Source organism: Variovorax sp. LjRoot130 (assembly GCF_964253755.1).
Lineage (GTDB): Bacteria > Pseudomonadota > Gammaproteobacteria > Burkholderiales > Burkholderiaceae_C > Variovorax.
In genome coordinates this window covers 29,740-47,536 of record NZ_CAXURM020000001.1, presented here as the reverse complement: position 1 = coordinate 47,536, position 17,797 = coordinate 29,740, and the positions used below count along the sequence as shown (strand labels likewise).

Below are 17,797 nucleotides of genomic sequence, written 5' to 3'. Positions count from 1 at the left end.
GGTCTTATTTGCTGTTGCGCCGAGTTGGCGCACGCTCGGCCGGCGCCGAGGTCTGCGACGGCGCCACGCCGCCATCGACACCCAGCCGGCCGCCGCCGCCCAGGCCCTGCCCCTGCACCGTCTGCGCCTTGTAGTTGCGCAGCGAAACGACCATCTGGTTGAAGGCGTCCATGAAGGCGGCGCTGATGACCTTGCCCTGCGCCGTGTTGGTGTAGCCGCCGAGAGCGCCGGCACCGCTGCCGCCGAAGACCGAGCCGAAGGCGCCGAAGTCGGTCTTGGAGGCGCTGCCTTCCGAGGCCGCGACCTGCACGCCGGATCGGTTGTCGATCAGTGTGAGCAGCGCACTCGCTTCCTTGGTCTGCAGGTTGCCGCCGACCGCTGCCAGCACGCCGCTGTAACGGCCGCCCACCAGGCCGCCCAAGGAGCCGCCGACTCCACCGGCATTGCTGTTGCTGAACACGATCTCGGGCGACATGCCGTAGTCGGAAGCCACCATCTGGCCGCGGCCGAAGTTGCTGCCCTGGCGCATTTCGCCCGACTGCATGAGATCGCGCTCGCGCGACATGGCGTTCATGCCGGCCGCACCGCGCTCGACCACCACGAAGCAGTTGGATTGCTGGATCAAGAGGCGCAGCAGGTTGGCCGTCGGGGGCAGCTTGTATTCGTTGCGCAGGATGGTGTACCAGCCCGCCGACTGGTTCTCGATCAGCGACACGGTGCCCAGTGGCGAGGCGCAGCGCTCGAGCGAGCTGCTGGTATTGGCCGATGCACTGCCGGCTGCGCTGCCGGTCGCCACGGTCTTCGCGCTCTGGCTGCCCATCTGCATGTCCGTGGTCTGGCAACCGGTCAAAAGAAGCGCCCCCACGGCGACGGCGGCAAGCGGAAGTCGAGCGATGTGCATGGTGGAATCCCCTCCGAGAACTTTCGGGCTAAAGTTAAAAAAAGTAACTCCTGAGCATATGCGCAAAGAAGCCGGCGAATCAATCGCCCGGAAGGAAGGGATCCGAAATGTCGTGAGTTATGCCGTTTGGCGGATGCGGTCGATCAGACCGTTGAGCGCTTCGAGCGAGCCGAAGTGGATCGCGAGTTCGCCGCTCTCCTCCACCTTCCCGTTGCGCTTGCTGCGCTTCTTGATGCGCACTTCGACTTCGGCCGCCAGCAGATCGGCCAGCTCTTCCTCCACGCGCTGGAGGTCGCGCGACTTCTCGGCGGCGCCGCGCCGCGGCGACGGCGTGAGGCTGAACTCGGCGGCCAGCTTCTTGACCAGCGCCTCGGCCTCGCGCACCGAGAGCTTCTTGGCGGCGATCTGGTTGGCCGCGGTGATCTGGGTGCCCTTGTCGAGCGAAAGCAGCGCGCGCGCATGGCCCATGTCGATGTCGCCCGCCATCAGCATCGCCTGAGCCGGTTCGGCCAGGTTCAGAAGACGCAACAGATTGCTGGCGGCGCTGCGCGAACGGCCCACCGCCTGGGCCGCAGATTCGTGAGTGAGCCCAAACTCGGCAACCAAGCGTTGCAGGCCTTGGGCCTCTTCCAGCGGGTTGAGGTCTTCGCGCTGGATATTCTCGATCAGCGACATGGCAGCGGCGGCTTCATTCGGCACGTCGCGCACGAGCACGGGCACGCTGTCGAGGCCGGCCAGCTTGGCCGCGCGGAAGCGGCGCTCGCCCGCGATGATCTCGAACTCGGCGTTCTTGGTGCGCGCCGCATCTCCATCGAGGCGGCGAACCAGGATCGGCTGCATGATCCCCTGCGCCTTGATGCTCTCGGCCAGCTCGTAAAGCGCGCCCTCGTCCATGCGCGTGCGCGGCTGGTAGACGCCGGGCACCATCTGGTCGAGGTTCAGCGCGGTCGGGTTGGGCGGCGCGGCATCGTCGTTGGCGGAGCTGTCCGGACCGTTGAAGGTCGGGCCCAGCAGGGCTTCGAGTCCGCGGCCGAGGCCCTTGGGTTTCTTGGTGGCCATCGAGGTCATTCTTCTTTCCATAGATCGTTCAGCAATTGACGGCCATGGGGCCAGTCGCCCAGGCCGGATTCGCCGTTGAGGTGGCCGCCTCGACCTGCGTCGATGTAGCGGGCTCCCCAGTCGCCGGCCATTGCGCGCGAGCGCTCGGCAGCACAGTAGGGGTCGTCGTTGGCCGCGATCATGAGAGCGCGGAATGGCAAGGGTTGGCGCACGATCGGCGCCCAGCCCGGGATCAGCTCGCGCAGGTCCTCGCGCTCCAGATCGCCCGGCGCGACCAGCAGCGCGGCCGCCACCTTGTGCGTGTTGCGCGAATGCGCGGCCCAGGCGGCGACGAGGATGCAGCCCAGGCTGTGCGCCACCAGCGCGACCTGCCCCGGCGCAGCCAGGATCTCTTCTTCGAGGCGGGCCGACCAGTCACCGCGCAAGGGGCGCATCCAGTCATGCTGCTCGACTCGATGATCGCCATGAACCGCCTCCCAGCGACTCTGCCAATGTGGCGGGTCGCTGTCTTGCCAGCCGGGCAACAACAGGATTTTCGGGACAGTCATCTGCTGCGAAATTGATAGCAAAAGAGATCGATCCCGCGGGCCTCAGAGGCCGTTCGGATCCTGGATCGCAACCGGCGGCGCATCCATCGGTTCCGGTGCGGGCACGGGCGAAGCGCCGGCCAGCGCACTGGCCGGCGGCATCTTCTCGACCAGCTCCTGCGCAAAAGCGATGAAAGCCTGGCTGCCCCGGGCCGCCGGATCGAAGATCACGCCCGGCAGGCCATAGCTCGGCGCCTCGGCCAGTCGCACATTGCGCGGGATCACGGTGTCGAACACCTTCTCGCCGAAATGGGACTTGAGTTGCTCGCTGACTTGCTGCTGCAGCGTGATGCGCGGATCGAACATCACGCGCAGCAGTCCGATGATCTGCAAATTCTTGTTGAGGTTGGCGTGCACCTGCTTGATGGTGTTGACCAGGTCGGTCAGCCCTTCGAGCGCGAAATACTCGCACTGCATCGGCACGATCACGCCGTGCGCGGAGCACAGACCGTTGAGCGTGAGCAGGCTCAGGCTGGGCGGGCAGTCGATCAGGATGAAGTCGTACTCGGCGCCGACGGCGGCCAGCGCGGTACGCAGGCGCTTTTCGCGTCGGTCGAGCGCGACCATTTCCACCTCGGCACCGGCCAGCTCGCGGTTCGCGCCCAGCACGTCATAGCCGCATTTTTCGGACTTCACCCGTGCTTCGGCCACGGAAGCGGACTCGAGCAGCACGTCGTACACCGTCGTTTCCAGCTGCCGCTTGTCGATGCCCGAGCCCATGGTGGCGTTGCCCTGGGGATCCAGATCGATCATCAGGACCCGTTGACCCACCTTGGCCAGTCCGGCGGCCAGGTTGACGGTGGTCGTGGTCTTGCCGACGCCGCCCTTCTGGTTCGCGATGCAGAAGATTTTCGCCATGCTATCTGGACACCGCCAGCTTGAGGCCGAAGGCGATCAGGAAGACGCCGGCGAGCTTTTCCAGCGTGGCCGAGATGCGGGGATTGGCGCGCAGGCGCTCGGCCAGGAAATGCGTGAGCAGCGTCGCGATCAGGCAATAGATGAAGGTCAGCACGGCGATGGTCAGTGCCATCACCGCGAAGGTCGTGAGCCCCTGGTGGCGAGCCGGGTCGACGAAGAGCGGAAAGAAGGCCATATAGAAGACGATCGCCTTCGGATTCAGCAGCGTGATCATCAAGGCCTGCCGGAAGTACTGCTGCGGACGGATGTTCAGGACTGGCGCGGCGCCCGGCTTGGCCGTCAGCATCTTGAATCCCAACCAGGCGAGGTAGGCCGCACCCAGCCATTGGACGGCCTTGAACGCGGGCGGATAGGCGCCCAGCAAGGCGGCGACGCCGGCCACGGCAGCCCACATCAGCATCTGGTCTCCGGCGATCAAGCCCAGGGCGGCGGCCAGTCCGCCACGGATTCCGCCCTTGCCGGTGGAGGTGATGATCGCCAGGTTCCCGGGTCCGGGAATCGCGAGAAATATGATGATGGCGACGACGAACGCGCCGTAGTCAGCGATGCCGAACATGAAATTGCCTTGGATGGGAGAGCGTCGAGTCTAAGCGAGGTCGACGCGTCGGGCGCCTGTCAGGAGGCAGCTTTTCGTGCCCAGACGATGCAGCGCTCGGCATCGAGGCCCGGAACGCTCAATTGTTCCACGTGAAACACATCGATTCCCGGCGGCAGCTCGGCCAATTCGTCGCCGGGCACCTTGCCCTTCATGGCCAACCAAAGCCCGCCGGGCGCCAGCAGGCGTATCGAGCCGGTGAAGAAATCAGGGAGCGAAGCAAAGGCGCGTGAACTGATGAGTTCGTAATTTCCGGCCAGCGATTCGACACGCGCGTGCACGCCTCGCAGATTGGGCAGCCCCAGCTCGGCCGCGACCTGTTGAACAAAGGCCGCCTTCTTGGCCACGGCATCGAGGCAGCTGACATCAATGTCTTCGCGCAGGATCGCAATCACCACGCCCGGAAGACCAGCGCCGGCGCCGACGTCGAGCAGTTTCGCCCTCCCCGGCCACTCGCGGTTCAGCGGCCCGATCACCGACAGGCTGTCGAGCAGATGATGCGTCAGCACCGTCGTCGGATCGCGCAGCGCAGTCAGGTTGTAGACCTTGTTCCACTTGAGGATCAGCGCACCGTAGGCCAGTAGCCGTTCGCACTGGCGATCGCTCAGCGCGAGGCCGAGTTTGGCTGCGCCCTCGCGCAGCACCAGATCCTGGCTCATTCGTCGATCTGCTGCGGCTCGGCCGCTGCGTCTCGAGCGAAGGCGCGATGACCGCCTTTGCGCAGGTGAATCATCAAGAGCGAGATGGCCGCCGGCGTCACACCGGAGATGCGCGAAGCCAGCCCCAGGGTTTCCGGACGATGCTTGCTCAGCTTCTGCCGCACCTCGAAACTCAGCGCCGCGACCTGGCTGTAGTCGAGGTCGGCCGGCAGCTTGAGATTCTCGAAGTGCGCCGCGCGCTCGACCTCGTCATGCTGCCGGTCGATGTAGCCGGCGTACTTGGCCGCGATCTCGATCTGCTCGATCTCCGATTCGCCCAGGGGCTGGTCCGAGCCGTACTTCCCGCCGTCCAGCGACATCAGCGAGGCGTAACTTACATTGGGCCGGCGCAGCAGGTCGCCCAGGTTGTACTCACGCTCGATCGCCTTGCCGAGCACGCGTTCGGACTCGGCAGCCGGCAGATTCCTCGGATTCACCCAAATAGAACGCAGCCTCTCTGTTTCACGTGAAACAAGATCGCGCTTGCGCGAGAAGGCGTCCCAGCGCGCATCGTCCACCAAGCCCAGCTTGCGCCCGATCTCGGTGAGCCGCATGTCGGCGTTGTCTTCGCGCAGCTGCAACCGGAACTCGGCCCGGCTGGTGAACATGCGATAGGGCTCGGTCACGCCCTTGGTGATCAGGTCGTCGACCAGCACACCCAGGTAGGCTTCGTCGCGGCGGGGCATCCAGGCGGCCCCCCCTCTGCATTGCAGCGCCGCATTGATGCCGGCAAACAAGCCCTGCGCCGCCGCCTCTTCGTAGCCGGTGGTGCCGTTGATCTGCCCCGCAAAGAAGAGCCCCTGGATCGCGCGCGTCTCGAAGTTGCTCTTGAGTTCGCGCGGATCGAAGTAGTCGTACTCGATCGCGTAGCCCGGGCGCAGGATGTGGGCGTTCTCCAGACCCGCCATCGAACGCACCAACTGGTACTGGATGTCGAAAGGCAGGCTGGTCGAGATCCCGTTCGGGTAGTACTCGTTGGTCGTCAGGCCTTCGGGCTCCAGGAAGATCTGGTGGCTTTCCTTGTCCGCGAAGCGGTTGATCTTGTCTTCCACGCTCGGGCAGTAGCGCGGCCCGATGCCGTCGATCTTGCCGGTGAACATCGGGCTGCGGTCGAAGCCGGAACGGATGATTTCGTGCGTGCGCGCGTTGGTGTTCGTGATCCAGCACGGCATCTGCCGCGGGTGCATGTCGGCCCGGCCCATGAAGCTGAAGACCGGCATCGGCCCGGCACCGCCCGGCATGCCGTCGCCCGGTTGTTCGACGCACTTCGAGAAGTCGATGCTCCGCCCGTCCAGCCGCGGCGGGGTGCCGGTCTTGAGCCGGCCTTGCGGCAACTTCAGTTCCTTGAGGCGCGCCGACAGGCTGACCGCCGGTGGATCGCCGGCGCGGCCGGCCTGGTAGTTGTCGAGCCCGACATGGATCCGGCCGTCGAGAAAGGTGCCTGCCGTCAGCACCACCGCGCGCGCGCGGAACGCGATGCCGACCTGCGTGATCGCGCCGACCACGCGGTCGCCCTCGATCATCAAATCATCGACTGCCTGCTGGAACAGCGACAGGTTCGGCTGATTCTCGAGCCGGCGCCGGATCGCGGCCTTGTAGAGCACGCGGTCGGCCTGCGCGCGCGTCGCCCGCACCGCCGGCCCCTTGCTCGAATTGAGGATGCGGAACTGAATGCCGCCCTCGTCCGTCGCGATCGCCATCGCACCGCCCAGCGCATCGACCTCCTTCACCAGGTGCCCCTTGCCGATGCCGCCGATCGAGGGATTGCAGCTCATCTGCCCCAGCGTCTCGATGTTGTGGGTGAGCAGCAGCGTGCGCGCGCCCATGCGCGCGGAGGCCAGCGCGGCTTCGGTGCCGGCATGGCCGCCACCGACGACGATCACATCGAATTCTTCGGGGTACAGCATGGAGAGTGGGGGCGCACATGCGCGTGCGCTCGCGGAAAGGGGCGCTAATTTTAATCGCGCACCGTGCTCCGTGCGGTGTGCAGGGGCAAGCCGGGCCCGGCTATTTGCCTGGGCCGATTGCTATCATTTTGATAGCAATTCAAGGGTTCGCCGACCGTGGCCACCGGCGCCGGCTTCTCGATCCCAACCAGCTGCCCGCTGGGCTCGGGCTCGGCCGGCGGCGTGAGGCTTTCGTCCTGCAGTTCGCGCACGACCAGCGACTTGCCCGTCATGCGCACCGGCCCGAAGATGGTGCAGAAGGCGACGTCCTTCGCATCACGCCCCGTGCCCACGCGCACCAGCCGATCGACCGGCGCCATGCGCGTGGCATCGAACAAGACCCACCGCCCGCCCAGCCAGGCCTCGAACAGCGCATGAAAATCCTGCGGCGGCTCGTCGAACCACACATAGCCCACCACCAGCCGCGCCGGGATGTTGAGCGCGCGGCAGAAAGTGATGCCCAGGTGCGCGAAATCGCGGCACACGCCGGCGCGCTCGACGAAGACCTCGCGCGCGGTGGTGGTCGAGTCGCTGCTGCCCGGTTCGTAGGTGATGCTGTCGTGAATCCAGTCGGCGATGGCCTGCACGCGTCCGATGCCCGGCGGCAGGTCGCCGAAGAGCTGCTGCGCGCAGCGCGACATCAGGTCCGACTCGCAGTAGCGCGTCGGCATCATGTAGTGGAGGATCTCGTTGGGCACCTGGTTCACCGGCACTTCGGCCAGATCGGACGGCACTTCCACGTGCGCGCGCTGGACGCTGGCGCGGTAGCGGATCTTCAGCGGCCCCGGCGGCGCATCGAAACGAATGAAGCGGTTGCCGCTGCCCTCGTCGCAGAAAACCTGCATTTCCACCGCCGGTTCGATCGCCAGATCCTCGCTGATCACAGTCTGTGCGCCGCTGCGCGCGGCCTCGATGTTGAGCAGCAAATGCGACGGCGCCTCGACCTCGTAGTCGAGCACCGTCTCCACGTTCGAGTAGTGCGTCAATCCAGCGCTTTCTTCACCGCGCCCACCCCGAGCGCCGCAAGAACGAGGAACACGACCGCCAGGATCAGGAACAGCCCGAACAGCACCATCGCGATGCCGGCCGCGCCGGCCGCCACGCCGCCGAAGCCGAGGGCGCCGGCGATCAGCGAGATCACCGCAAAAATGATGGCGTACTTCAACATGAGCGAGCTCCTTGCGTGCGGTCATCCGCCCGCGGTGCCGGGAGCATAGAAAGGCGCGCCGGCCGGCCCGATAGTCGCCGCGCCCAAGGCCCCGTAGGACAAACGCGCTCGCGGCGAACCCGCTAGCATCGGCCTCGCGTCTGCAAGAAAGAACGTTTCCCGAACATCCATTGGAGAGTTTTTCGCATGAAGCTGTATTACTCGCCGGGCGCCTGCTCGCTCTCGCCCCATATCGCGCTGCGCGAAGCCGGCCTCGCCTTCGAACCCGTGCTCGCCAGCACCAAGAGCCACAAGCTGCAGGATGGCACCGACTACTACGGCATCAACCCGCTCGGCTACGTGCCGATGCTCGAGCTCGACGACGGCACGCGCCTGCGCGAAGGTCCGGCCATCGTGCAGTACATCGCCGACCTCGCGCCGAACAAGAACCTCGCCCCCGCCAGCGGCACGCTCTCGCGCTACCGGCTGCAGGAGTGGCTCACCTTCATCGGCACCGAAATTCACAAGACCTACTCGCCGATGTTCAACCCCAACATGCCCGAAGAAGCCAAGGCCATCTTCAGGACCAAGCTCCAGTCGCGCTACGAGTGGCTCAACGGCGAGCTCGAAGGCAAGGACTACCTGATGGGCGAGCACTTCACGGTGGCCGACGGCTACCTGTTCACCGTCACCAACTGGACCAAGCCGACCGGCGTCGACATCTCGCCCTACGCGAATGTGCAGGCCTGGCATGCACGCGTCGGCGCCCGCCCGGCCGTACAGGAAGCCATGAAGACCGAAGGCCTGCTCAAGTAAGCAGCAGCGGCCGCTGCCGCGAGGCGAGCGCAGCCCCGGCCCACAGCGTGATCGCCGAGGCCACCAGGCCGCGCGCCAGGCCGCCCGGCCCGTCGGAGATCCAGCCAGTCACGGTGGGCCCCACGATCTGCCCCAGCGCGAAGATGATCGTGAAGGCGCTGATGCCGGTGGCCCATTGTTCGGCCGGCAGGTTGTGGCGCACCAGCGCGGTGGTGGAGGCCACCACCGACAGGAACACTGCGCCGAACAGCAGTCCCGAGACCAGCGTCACCGGCCACGCGGCGCTCAGCACCGGCAGCAGGGTTGCCATGCCCAGCAAGGCATTGAGCACCGCCTGCGGCTGGCCGCCATGAAAGCGATCCAGCAAGCCGGCCCAGAGCCGCGCCGAAGCCACGCAGGCGACGCCGAGCAGCGCATAGAACATCGTGATGTTCGCCGGGCTCGCGCCCTGCTCGCGCAGCAGCGCGATCACGAAGGTCATGTAGCCGATGTAGCCGGCGCCGAAGAGCGCATAGCCCGCGAGCGCCCAGCCGAAACGACGTACTGCGCGCGCGGGCTGCGCGGCCGCCTCGTGCGCGGACGCCGGCGCAGCGGGTGCACGCGCCTCGCTCGGCATCGCATGCGCCGCGTACCCCAGCACGGCCGTCCCCGCGAAGCTCGCCAGCGCCAGCGCCCACTAGGCCCAGGCCCAGCCATGCGCTTCGCCCGCGGCAGCGTGCAGCACCGGCGGTACCAGGAGCGCCGACAAGGTGATGCCGAAGCCCGTGCCGCCGTAGTACAGGCCCAGCAGAAGGCCTGCGCGCGACGGCTGCAGCGTCCCGAGCCGCGCCGCCAGCAGGCCGCCCGCGACGAACACCCAGGCGCTCGCCAGCCCGGCCAGCAAGCGCTGCAACAGCAGCGCCGAGGCCGAGGTGAAGAAGCCGCTGGCCGCCATGAACAGGCTGGCCCACACCGCACCCCAGACCAGCAGACGCAGCGGCCCGAGGCGCCGCATCAAGGCCGGCGTCATCAATGCGCCCAGCAAATAGCCGGCCGCATTCGCGGTGTTCATCGCGCCGGCCAGCGTGTAGCTCCAGCCCAAATCCGCGCGCATCGGCGGCAGCAGCAAGCCATAAGAAAAGCGCGTGATGCCGAGCGAGACCGCGGCACCCATCGACAACGCAAGCGCGAGGCGCAGGGCCTGCGCGGGCGTGAGCGTGGCGGAATGCATCGTCATGGAGTGCGGGCATTCTGCTGCATCCCCTAGCAGCAAACCGACAACCCCGTGGCAGCGCGGTTAGGCGCGCCGGTTTACCGTTCGCGCTATTCATCCACCCCAACAAGCAGAACCGATGTCCTCCCTCTTCGACCCCATCCAGGCCGGCGACCTGAAGCTGGCCAACCGCATCGTCATGGCGCCGCTCACGCGCAACCGCTCGCCCAACGCCGTGCCGCGCGATATCGCGGCCACCTACTACGCGCAGCGCGCCAGCGCCGGACTGCTGATCACCGAAGCCACCGCGATCAGCCAGCAGGGCCAGGGCTATGCCGACGTGCCCGGCCTCTACGGCAGCGAGCAGCTCGAAGCCTGGAAGCGCGTGACCGATGCGGTGCACGCCAAGGGCGGCAAGATCGTGGTCCAGCTCTGGCACGTGGGCCGCGTCTCGCACAACGAGCTGCAGCCCGATGGCGGCCAGCCGGTCGCGCCCTCGGCCATCACGGCCAAGACCAAGACCGTGCTGATCAAGGACGGCGTTCCCACTTACGTCGAAACCTCCGAGCCGCGCGCCCTCGACGCGGGCGAGCTGCCGGGCATCGTCCACGGCTACGCCGCCGCCGCGCGCAACGCCGTCGAGACCGCCGGCTTCGACGGCGTCGAGGTGCATGCCGCCAACGGCTACCTGCTCGACCAGTTCCTCAAGACCGGCAGCAACAAGCGCAGCGACGACTACGGCGGCAGCATCGGGAACCGCGCCCGCCTGCTGCTCGAAGCGACGCGTGCCGTGGTCGACGCGGTCGGCGGCGGCCGCACCGGCATCCGCATCTCGCCCGTGACGCCGGCCAACGACGTGCACGACGAGAATCCGCAGCCGCTCTTCGAGTACGTCGTGAAACAGCTCGCCACGCTCAAGCTGGCCTACATCCACGTCGTCGAGGGCGCCACCGGCGGCCCGCGCGAGCTGGAAGACCGCCCCTTCGACTACGAAGCCCTCAAGGCCGCCTACCGCCAGGCCGGCGGCAAGGGCGCCTGGATGGTGAACAACGGCTACGACAAGCCGCTGGCCGAAGAGGCATTGAAGGAAGGCGACGACCTCGTGGCCTTCGGCAAGCCCTTCATCTCCAATCCCGACCTGGTGCGCCGCCTGCGCGAGGGCGCGCCGCTCAATCCCTGGGACAAGAACACCTTCTACGGCGGCGGCGCGAAGGGCTACATCGACTATCCGGCGCTGGGCTGATCGTCCCCGGGCGGGCTCGGCGCGAAGGCCACGCTGACCCGCAGCCCGCCCGCTTCGGACGCCTTGTCGAAGCGCAGCTCGGCGCCCAGCAGCGCGGCATGGCGCGCCACGATCGCGAGCCCGAGGCCGGCGCCCTGCCCCAGCTTCTGCCCGGCCGGTCCTTGCGACCAGCGCTGCATCAGGTCGCGCTGCACCTCGGGCGCAATGCCGGGGCCGTCGTCGACCACGCCGAGCGTGCGGCCCGCCAGCTCGACGGTGATGGTGCGGCCGCCGTAGCGCAGCGCGTTGTCGATCAGGTTGTCGAGGATGCCTTCGACGAGCGCCGCATTGGCCTGCACCGTCACCGGCTGGTCGAGACCCAGCGCGCCCAGATCCACGCCCTCTGCATCGGCGCGCGCGAGATGGCGCAGCACCGCCTGCTCCACCAGCTCGTCGAGCCGAAGCGGCGCGCGCTGCAGGCCGGTGCGGGCCTCGTCGGCCAGCGCCAGCGCGAGCAGCTGGTCGACCAGGTGGCTGGCGCGCGCCTGGCTGGCGGCGATGTGCTGCAGCTGTTCGCGCCACACGGCCGGGGCCTGCTGCGCGAGGCCGTAGTCGGCCAGCGCGCGGATGCCGGCCAGCGGCGTGCGCAACTCGTGCGCCACGTTGCCCGCGAACTCGCGCTGCGCACGCACGCTGTGGCCCAAGCGCTCGAACAGGGCGTTGAGCGTCTCGCCCAGGCGTTCGAGCTCGCGCGAGCTGCGTGCCACCGGCACCGGCGCCAGGTCGTGGGCATCGCGTTGGTCCAGCGTCCGGCGCAGTTCGCCGAGTGGACGCAGCTCGCCTTCGATGCCGCGCCACAGCCACACGGCCAGAAGCGCCAATAGCACACCTTGCGGCGCCAGCGAATAGAGCAGCAGCCGTTCGACCAGCGCGGCGCGGGCGCGCGTGGTCTGCGCGATCACGACGCGGAAGGCTTTGGGCGCGTCATGGTTCAACACCACGGCGCGCAGCGCTTGCCCCTCGTAGTTCACATCGGAAAAGCGATAGCGCGCGCCCTCCTCCGGCGCCGGTGCCTGCAGGCCCGCGTGCCCGGCGAGCCGCGAGCCGTCGGGCCGCAGCACCGCGAAGTAGACCTGCTCCGACTGGTCGAACAGCACGCTCGTGACCTCGCGCGGCGACAGCTGCAGCTGGATGTCGCGCTCGCCGGCCTCCACGTTGGCCGACACCGAATAGGCATCGTCGAGCAAGGCGCGGTCGAAGGCCTGCTCGGTGAAGTGGCCGGCCACCGCCACCGCGACCGCGGTGCCCACCAGCCAGGTCAGGGCCAGCGGCAGCAGCACGCGCCGCAGCACGCGCGAAGTGAGCGAAGGCGCGCCCGCCGACGCCCGGCGCGGCGCCGGCTTCACTCGGCCGCTTCCAGCAGATAGCCGATGCCGCGCAGCGTGCGGATCGCCGCGCCGCTGCCCGCGAGCTTCTTGCGCAGGCGCGAGATGAAGGCCTCCAGCGCGTTGTCGCCCAGCGCTTCATCGAAGCTCGACAGCTTGTCGGACATGGCCCGCTTGCTGACTGTGCGGCCCGGCGGACTCATCAGCTCCCACAAGACCTCGAACTCGCGCGCCGGCAGGTCCAGCGGCGCGCCGGCCACCGAGAAACGGCGCGCCTTGCGGTCGAGCCGCAGCCGGCCCAGCGTGGCGATGTCCTCGGTGCCCTGTGCGCGCCGCACCAGCGCACGCAGGCGGGCTTCGACCTCGGCCAGGTCGAAGGGCTTGCCGAGGTAGTCGTCGGCGCCCGCATCGAGGCCGGCGATGCGCTCTTCGGTGCGATCGCGCGCGGTCAGTACCAGCACCGGCGTGCGGTCGCCGCGCGCGCGTGCGTGGCGCAGCACGGTGAGGCCGCTCGCGAGGCCGCTGGTCGGGCTGGCCGTTGCCGGCAGGCTGAGATCGAGCAGCACCGCATCGAACAGCTGCACGCGCCACAGGTGGTCGGCGTCCTCGGTATTCGCCGCCACGTCGACGCGGTGTCCGGCATCGCCCAGGCTGCGCAGCATCACGCCGCGCAGCACCGCATCGTCTTCGACCAGCAGGATTCGCATGGAAAGGGAAAAGAGAGTTCGTTACCGGGGCTTACCGCGGGCCGCAGGCGAGGATACGGCAAGGGACGAGCGCCCCTGTACTGGACATTGACAACGTGAGAAGGTTGACACTTGCGCATCATCCCCATGAAAGGAGCAACGATGAGCCAGAAATTCCAGGTCTTGGGCATGAGCTGCGCCCATTGCGCGAGCGCCGTGCAGAACGCGGTGCAGACGGTGGACCCCGAGGCGCAGGTCACGGTCGATCTCGAAACCGGTCATGTCGACGTGTTGAGCCATCAGCCGCGGCAGGACATCATCGTGGCGATCGAGAACGCCGGCTACCAGGCACAGTGAGCCCCGGCCCGGCCCGGATGCCGACCGGCGACACCGAGAATGCACGAAACAGTTGAATACTTTTGTTTCAAAGTGCAAAATATGCGCTGCATCCACCGTGAGCAAAGAGGCTTCCATGCTGTCGAATCTGCTGCCGTCATCGGTCCGCGAAGCTGCCTACCGGCGCAAGTTCCTGGACAACCGCGAAGAGAACCTGTTCATGGGTTCCTTCGAGAGCTTCGCCGCTGCCGAAGCCGGCGCGCCGCCCTCCAAGGCCATCGGATACGACAACGCCCCGGCGGACGCCTTCTACAGTCACCAGGTCGCTTTCTACGACTACCCCGGCCTGTTCTGGCTCGGCCGCGCGCTCGACGACGGCATGCGCAGCATCTTCGACCTGGGCGGCCATGTCGGCATCAAGTACTACGCCTTCCGCCGCATGCTCAACTACCCTGCCGACCTGCGTTGGACCGTCTGCGACGTGCCTAACGTGGTGGCGAGCGGCCGGGAGCTCGCGGTGCAGCGCGAGGCCAGCGCGCAGCTCAGCTTCACCACCGATTGGCGCGACGCGAGCGGCTGCGACGTGCTCTACGCCTCGGGCAGCCTGCAGTACCTGCCGACGCGCATGTCCGAGATCATTGCCGCGCTGCCTGTGAAGCCACGGCGCATCGTGCTCAACACGACGGCGGTGCATCCCGAGCGCACGCTCTACACGCTCAACAGCATCGGCTTTGCCGTCTGTCCCTACCGGATCCAGCACCACGACGAGCTCCTCGCCGAGCTCGCCGAATCCGGCTACAAGCGGCGCGACGCCTGGCGCAACGAGGGCAAGCCGATCGAGGTGCCCTTCGTCGACGGCGGCGACAAGCCCTACTACGCGGGCTGCTGCTTCGATTTGCACTAGGCCGGCGCCGGGCCGCCCCAAGGCGGCCTGCACCCCCTCGGGAGGCAGCGAGTACACGAAGTGACGGAGCGTGGGGGCCAGCTAGGCGCTGCGCACCATCGACAAGATCTTGCCGGCATCGAGCGTGCGCGCCTTCTCCTGCATCGCAGGCAGGTAGCGCGTCTGCAGGCCTTGCGCTTCCTGCGTGACGCTCGCATACGCTTCCTTCAGCATCTGCGTCGACAGCGTGCGGCCGCCTGCGTAGTAGCGCTTGGCGACATGGCCCAGCGCATAGGTGGTCGCGAAGCTCATGCCCGAGCTCACCGCCTGCTTGGCGAGGCCGCGCAGCATTCCGCCGCCGACCTTGCCGAGCAGGCCGCCCAGCAGCTTGCGGCCGGCCTGTTCGAGGTACTGCGAAGTCAGGCCGACGCCCACCGTGGCGAGGAAGTCCTTCACATGGCCGCTGTCGAGCTCGTAGCCGTGCGCGCGGCCGATGCGATAGACCAGCTTCATCTGCAGCGGGATGATGGCCATGGTCGAGAGCGTCTCGGGCAGCAGCTCGAGCGCGCCGTTCAGGATCGCGGCGTTGAGGATCGCCTGGTCGAGCTCGGCGTTGTCGACCGTGGCGGACGGTGCAGCAGCGGCAACGGCCGTCGACAGCGGCACCGCCGCGATCTCCTCGGCCTCCTTCGCGAACTGCTTCGCCGCCGGCGCATCAAGCCCGAGCGAAGTGCGCACGTCAGCGAGGAACATGCGCTCGGCCTCCGACTGCGTGCCGTCGGCATCGCAGACGCAGACCGCCATCTCGTAGGCGAGCTGCTTCGATTCGGAACTCTTCAGTTCAGCAGCCACCGCAGGCAGCGAAACGCGCTTCATCAGCACGTCCTGGTAGAGCATCGGCAGCTGCACGCCGTCGGCCTCAGAGAGTCCTTCGGCAATGCGCTTGATCTCGGCGCGTTCGCGCTCGTGCTTCTCGCCGTCGACAAAGGCTGCCAGCAGGCTGAGGGTGACGATGGCCCGGGTTTCGGATGGGGTCACGGTGCGGTTCTCCAGAATGCAAGACCCTGTTCGTTCGAGCTGCGGCGCAAAGGTTCCGGCCGGCTACCATCCGGCCCATGCCCTTCAACCCCCGGATCCTGATCGCCGAAGACGAGTCGGGCATCGCCGACACCCTGCAGTACGTGCTCAAGACCGACGGCTTCGTGCCCGTCTGGTGCGCCACGGCCGAGGAGGCCATCGCGCAGTTCGCGGCCGATCCGCCCGCGCTCGCGATCCTGGACGTGGGCCTGCCCGACATGAACGGCTTCGAGCTCTTCAAGCGCCTGCAGGCCTTGAACCGCGAAGCCGGCGGCGCCGAGGTGCCGATGCTCTTCCTCACGGCGCGCAGCGACGAGATCGACCGCGTGGTCGGCCTCGAGCTCGGCGCCGACGACTACATCGCCAAGCCCTTCTCGCCGCGCGAACTGGTGGCGCGCGTGCGCACGATCCTGCGGCGCAGCGGGCGCGGCAATGGCGCCTCGATGCCGGCAACGCCCGTTGCACCGGCGGCCACTCCACCCACCACGCCCTTCGCGCTCGACGCCGAGCGCATGCAGATCCGCTACTACGGCCGCCTGCTCGAACTCTCGCGCTACGAGTACGGGCTGCTGCGCCTGCTGATCCAGCGCCCGGGCCGCGTGTTCACACGCGACGAGTTGCTGCGACTGGTCTGGGACGATGCCAGCGACAGCTTCGACCGCACGGTCGACGCGCACGTCAAGACCCTGCGCGCCAAGCTGCGCGCCATCGCGCCGGAGGTCGAGGCCATCCGAACCTTGCGCGGCACAGGCTATGCGCTCAACGAAGAGCTGCCGGCGAATCGGAGATGAGCATCAGGCCGGCGCCGGGCCGCCAGCGCGGCGAAGTCCGCGCTTCGCGCAGACGGGCGGCCTGCAGCTTCCCCCTCGGGGGGCAGCGAGGACATGCGGTGCCGAGCGTGGGGGCCATCCCTTGAGTCGCAGAACCCGCATCTTCATCGGCATCCTGCTGATCTACACGGCGGGCATCGCCTTCCTGCTCTACCGCGTGGTGTCCGACATCGACCCGCGCTACCGCGAGTCGGCCGAGGAGTCGCTGGTCGAGACCTCGCAGCTGATGGCCAGCCTGATCGAGCAGGACGTGATCGCCGGCGCGATCAACACCGCGCGGCTGGAGCCGGTGTTCCGCTCGGCCTACGCGCGCCAGTTCTCGGCCCAGATCTACAACCTGCACAAGAGCCGCGTCGAGCTGCGCATCTACGTCACCGACCGCAGCGGCCGCGTGCTCTTCGATTCGCTCGGCCGCAGCGTCGGCGCCGACTTCTCGAAGTGGAGCGACGTGAGCCGCACCCTGGCCGGCGTCTACGGCGCGCGCACTTCGCGCGACATCGAAGGCGACCCGATGACCTCCGTGATGTACGCGGCTGCCCCGATACGCTGGAACAACGAGATCGTCGGCGTGGTCAGCGTCGGCAAGCCGGTGCAAAGCTTCGGCCAGTTCGTCGAGGACGCACGCGCCCGCACGCTGTGGGTCGGCGTCGGCTCGGCCTTCGCACTGCTGGTGCTGGCGCTCATCATGTCGGTCTGGCTGGTGCGGCCCTTCGGGCTGATCTCCGACTACCTGCGCTGGCTGCGCAGCCAGCGCAGCTGGAGCCTCGCGCGCATGGTGCGCCGCGCGGTCGATACGCTGCGCAGCGGCTTCGGCGAGATGCGCGACGCGCTAACCGGCCGCAGCTATGTCGCCGACTACGTGCAGACCTTCACGCACGAGATCAAGAGCCCGCTGTCGGCGATCCGCGGCGCGGCCGAGCTGTTGCAGGAACCCTCGATGCCCCAGGCCGAGCGCGAACGCTTCCTCGCCAACATCGCAAGCGAGACCGAGCGCATCCAGGAGATCGTCGACCGCATGATGGAGCTGACGGCGCTCGAAACCCAGCGCGCGCTGGAGCGCAGCGAGCCGGTCGCGCTGGCGCCGCTGCTGCGGGAAGTGGCGGCGAGCGCCCAGGGCGCAGCGGCGGCGCGTGAGATCCGCCTGCATGTCGCGATCGACACCGAGGTCCGCGTCGAGGGCGATCCCTTCCTCTTGCGCCGCGCGGTCAGCAACCTGCTCGACAACGCGATCGACTTCTCGCCGCCGGGCGCCGAGGTCGCGCTCGCGCTGCACGCCGGCGCGCGCGAGGCCCGCATCACCGTGCGCGACCACGGCCGCGGCATTCCCGACTACGCGAAAGACAAGGTGTTCGAGAAGTTCTATTCGCTTGCGCGCCCGCACAGCCAGAAGAAGAGCACCGGCCTCGGCCTGGCCTTCGTGAAAGAGATCGCGGCGCTGCACCGCGGCCGCATCGAGCTTGCGAACGCGCCGCGCGGCGGCGCGCTCGCGACGCTCACGCTGCCGCTGGCGTCGCACTAA

Annotated in this window: 18 protein-coding genes and 1 pseudogene; 6 read left to right on the top strand and 13 right to left on the bottom strand. The window is 67.8% G+C overall.

Annotated features, from left to right (window positions below; all coding sequences use genetic code 11):
* Nucleotides 1-4: 4 nt before the first annotated feature.
* The 9 genes from ACSQ86_RS00240 to ACSQ86_RS00200 form a co-directional block, all read right to left on the bottom strand.
* A complete protein-coding gene (locus ACSQ86_RS00240; RefSeq protein ID WP_436302258.1) occupies nt 5-901 on the bottom strand; it encodes a CsgG/HfaB family protein in 897 nt (298 codons plus the stop codon).
* Between the two features lie 117 nt (nt 902-1,018).
* Nucleotides 1,019-1,960, bottom strand: coding sequence for a ParB/RepB/Spo0J family partition protein (locus tag ACSQ86_RS00235; RefSeq protein ID WP_093107344.1), 942 nt, complete (start codon nt 1,958-1,960; stop codon nt 1,019-1,021).
* Nucleotides 1,961-1,965: 5 nt separating this feature from the next.
* Entirely contained in the window at nt 1,966-2,508 is a 543-nt protein-coding gene (locus tag ACSQ86_RS00230; protein WP_436308272.1) for an RBBP9/YdeN family alpha/beta hydrolase, read from the bottom strand.
* Between the two features lie 42 nt (nt 2,509-2,550).
* Nucleotides 2,551-3,405 (bottom strand): ParA family protein, encoded by an 855-nt coding sequence (locus ACSQ86_RS00225; RefSeq protein WP_436308271.1) that lies wholly within the window; start codon nt 3,403-3,405, stop codon nt 2,551-2,553.
* Nucleotide 3,406: 1 nt separating this feature from the next.
* Complete coding sequence (locus ACSQ86_RS00220) at nt 3,407-4,021, bottom strand: LysE family transporter (RefSeq protein WP_436294801.1); 615 nt, start codon at nt 4,019-4,021, stop codon at nt 3,407-3,409.
* Between the two features lie 59 nt (nt 4,022-4,080).
* Entirely contained in the window at nt 4,081-4,719 is a 639-nt protein-coding gene (rsmG, locus tag ACSQ86_RS00215) for a 16S rRNA (guanine(527)-N(7))-methyltransferase RsmG (RefSeq protein ID WP_436302256.1), read from the bottom strand.
* Nucleotides 4,716-6,665 carry a tRNA uridine-5-carboxymethylaminomethyl(34) synthesis enzyme MnmG gene (gene mnmG / locus ACSQ86_RS00210; protein ID WP_436308270.1) on the bottom strand — a complete coding sequence of 650 codons (1,950 nt, stop codon included), beginning with the start codon at nt 6,663-6,665 and terminating at the stop codon, nt 4,716-4,718. Before mnmG ends, rsmG begins: the two co-directional genes overlap by 4 nt.
* 50 nt (nt 6,666-6,715) lie before the next feature.
* Nucleotides 6,716-7,690 carry a transglutaminase-like domain-containing protein gene (locus ACSQ86_RS00205; protein ID WP_436302254.1) on the bottom strand — a complete coding sequence of 325 codons (975 nt, stop codon included), beginning with the start codon at nt 7,688-7,690 and terminating at the stop codon, nt 6,716-6,718.
* Nucleotides 7,687-7,872, bottom strand: coding sequence for a DUF1328 family protein (locus ACSQ86_RS00200; protein ID WP_436308269.1), 186 nt, complete (start codon nt 7,870-7,872; stop codon nt 7,687-7,689). Before ACSQ86_RS00200 ends, ACSQ86_RS00205 begins: the two co-directional genes overlap by 4 nt.
* Before the next feature lie 186 nt (nt 7,873-8,058).
* Between ACSQ86_RS00200 and gstA the strand changes: the two genes are divergently transcribed.
* Nucleotides 8,059-8,667, top strand: coding sequence for a glutathione transferase GstA (gene gstA, locus ACSQ86_RS00195; protein ID WP_436302253.1), 609 nt, complete (start codon nt 8,059-8,061; stop codon nt 8,665-8,667).
* Here the strand turns inward: gstA and ACSQ86_RS00190 are convergent.
* A pseudogene (locus ACSQ86_RS00190) lies at nt 8,660-9,883 on the bottom strand (YbfB/YjiJ family MFS transporter). The gene gstA and the pseudogene ACSQ86_RS00190 sit on opposite strands and share 8 nt — an antisense overlap.
* A gap of 115 nt (nt 9,884-9,998) precedes the next feature.
* Here ACSQ86_RS00190 and ACSQ86_RS00185 point away from each other — a divergent pair.
* Complete coding sequence (locus ACSQ86_RS00185) at nt 9,999-11,102, top strand: alkene reductase (protein WP_436294804.1); 1,104 nt, start codon at nt 9,999-10,001, stop codon at nt 11,100-11,102.
* Here the strand turns inward: ACSQ86_RS00185 and ACSQ86_RS00180 are convergent.
* Nucleotides 11,084-12,487 (bottom strand): sensor histidine kinase, encoded by a 1,404-nt coding sequence (locus ACSQ86_RS00180; protein WP_093106983.1) that lies wholly within the window; start codon nt 12,485-12,487, stop codon nt 11,084-11,086. The two genes, ACSQ86_RS00185 and ACSQ86_RS00180, sit on opposite strands and share 19 nt — an antisense overlap.
* Nucleotides 12,484-13,173: a response regulator transcription factor gene (locus tag ACSQ86_RS00175; RefSeq protein ID WP_093106985.1), complete on the bottom strand. Its 690-nt coding sequence runs from the start codon at nt 13,171-13,173 to the stop codon at nt 12,484-12,486. Before ACSQ86_RS00175 ends, ACSQ86_RS00180 begins: the two co-directional genes overlap by 4 nt.
* Nucleotides 13,174-13,314: 141 nt before the next feature.
* On the opposite strand from ACSQ86_RS00175, the gene ACSQ86_RS00170 reads away from it, so the two are divergent.
* Both ACSQ86_RS00170 and ACSQ86_RS00165 read left to right on the top strand, forming a co-directional pair.
* Complete coding sequence (locus ACSQ86_RS00170) at nt 13,315-13,509, top strand: heavy-metal-associated domain-containing protein (RefSeq protein WP_093106988.1); 195 nt, start codon at nt 13,315-13,317, stop codon at nt 13,507-13,509.
* Between the two features lie 115 nt (nt 13,510-13,624).
* The gene (locus tag ACSQ86_RS00165; RefSeq protein WP_436302250.1) at nt 13,625-14,392 is read left to right on the top strand and encodes a TIGR04325 family methyltransferase; all 768 of its coding nucleotides are present in this window, start codon (nt 13,625-13,627) and stop codon (nt 14,390-14,392) included.
* An 81-nt stretch (nt 14,393-14,473) separates the two neighbouring features.
* Here the strand turns inward: ACSQ86_RS00165 and ACSQ86_RS00160 are convergent, their stop codons facing one another.
* Complete coding sequence (locus tag ACSQ86_RS00160) at nt 14,474-15,409, bottom strand: YcjF family protein (protein WP_436308268.1); 936 nt, start codon at nt 15,407-15,409, stop codon at nt 14,474-14,476.
* Between the two features lie 77 nt (nt 15,410-15,486).
* On the opposite strand from ACSQ86_RS00160, the gene creB reads away from it, so the two are divergent.
* On the top strand, nt 15,487-16,239 hold the full coding sequence (creB, locus tag ACSQ86_RS00155; protein ID WP_436302248.1) for a two-component system response regulator CreB: 753 nt from the start codon (nt 15,487-15,489) through the stop codon (nt 16,237-16,239).
* A gap of 121 nt (nt 16,240-16,360) precedes the next feature.
* On the top strand, nt 16,361-17,797 hold the full coding sequence (gene creC / locus ACSQ86_RS00150; protein WP_436308267.1) for a two-component system sensor histidine kinase CreC: 1,437 nt from the start codon (nt 16,361-16,363) through the stop codon (nt 17,795-17,797).

Coding starts and splice junctions, on each gene's coding strand:
- ACSQ86_RS00240 (WP_436302258.1), bottom strand. CDS start 901: ATGCACATCGCTCGACTTCCGCTTGCCGCCGTCGCCGTGGGGGCGCTT.
- ACSQ86_RS00235 (WP_093107344.1), bottom strand. CDS start 1,960: ATGGCCACCAAGAAACCCAAGGGCCTCGGCCGCGGACTCGAAGCCCTG.
- ACSQ86_RS00230 (WP_436308272.1), bottom strand. CDS start 2,508: ATGACTGTCCCGAAAATCCTGTTGTTGCCCGGCTGGCAAGACAGCGAC.
- ACSQ86_RS00225 (WP_436308271.1), bottom strand. CDS start 3,405: ATGGCGAAAATCTTCTGCATCGCGAACCAGAAGGGCGGCGTCGGCAAG.
- ACSQ86_RS00220 (WP_436294801.1), bottom strand. CDS start 4,021: ATGTTCGGCATCGCTGACTACGGCGCGTTCGTCGTCGCCATCATCATA.
- rsmG (WP_436302256.1), bottom strand. CDS start 4,719: ATGAGCCAGGATCTGGTGCTGCGCGAGGGCGCAGCCAAACTCGGCCTC.
- mnmG (WP_436308270.1), bottom strand. CDS start 6,665: ATGCTGTACCCCGAAGAATTCGATGTGATCGTCGTCGGTGGCGGCCAT.
- ACSQ86_RS00200 (WP_436308269.1), bottom strand. CDS start 7,872: ATGTTGAAGTACGCCATCATTTTTGCGGTGATCTCGCTGATCGCCGGC.
- gstA (WP_436302253.1), top strand. CDS start 8,059: ATGAAGCTGTATTACTCGCCGGGCGCCTGCTCGCTCTCGCCCCATATC.
- ACSQ86_RS00185 (WP_436294804.1), top strand. CDS start 9,999: ATGTCCTCCCTCTTCGACCCCATCCAGGCCGGCGACCTGAAGCTGGCC.
- ACSQ86_RS00175 (WP_093106985.1), bottom strand. CDS start 13,173: ATGCGAATCCTGCTGGTCGAAGACGATGCGGTGCTGCGCGGCGTGATG.
- ACSQ86_RS00170 (WP_093106988.1), top strand. CDS start 13,315: ATGAGCCAGAAATTCCAGGTCTTGGGCATGAGCTGCGCCCATTGCGCG.
- ACSQ86_RS00165 (WP_436302250.1), top strand. CDS start 13,625: ATGCTGTCGAATCTGCTGCCGTCATCGGTCCGCGAAGCTGCCTACCGG.
- creB (WP_436302248.1), top strand. CDS start 15,487: ATGCCCTTCAACCCCCGGATCCTGATCGCCGAAGACGAGTCGGGCATC.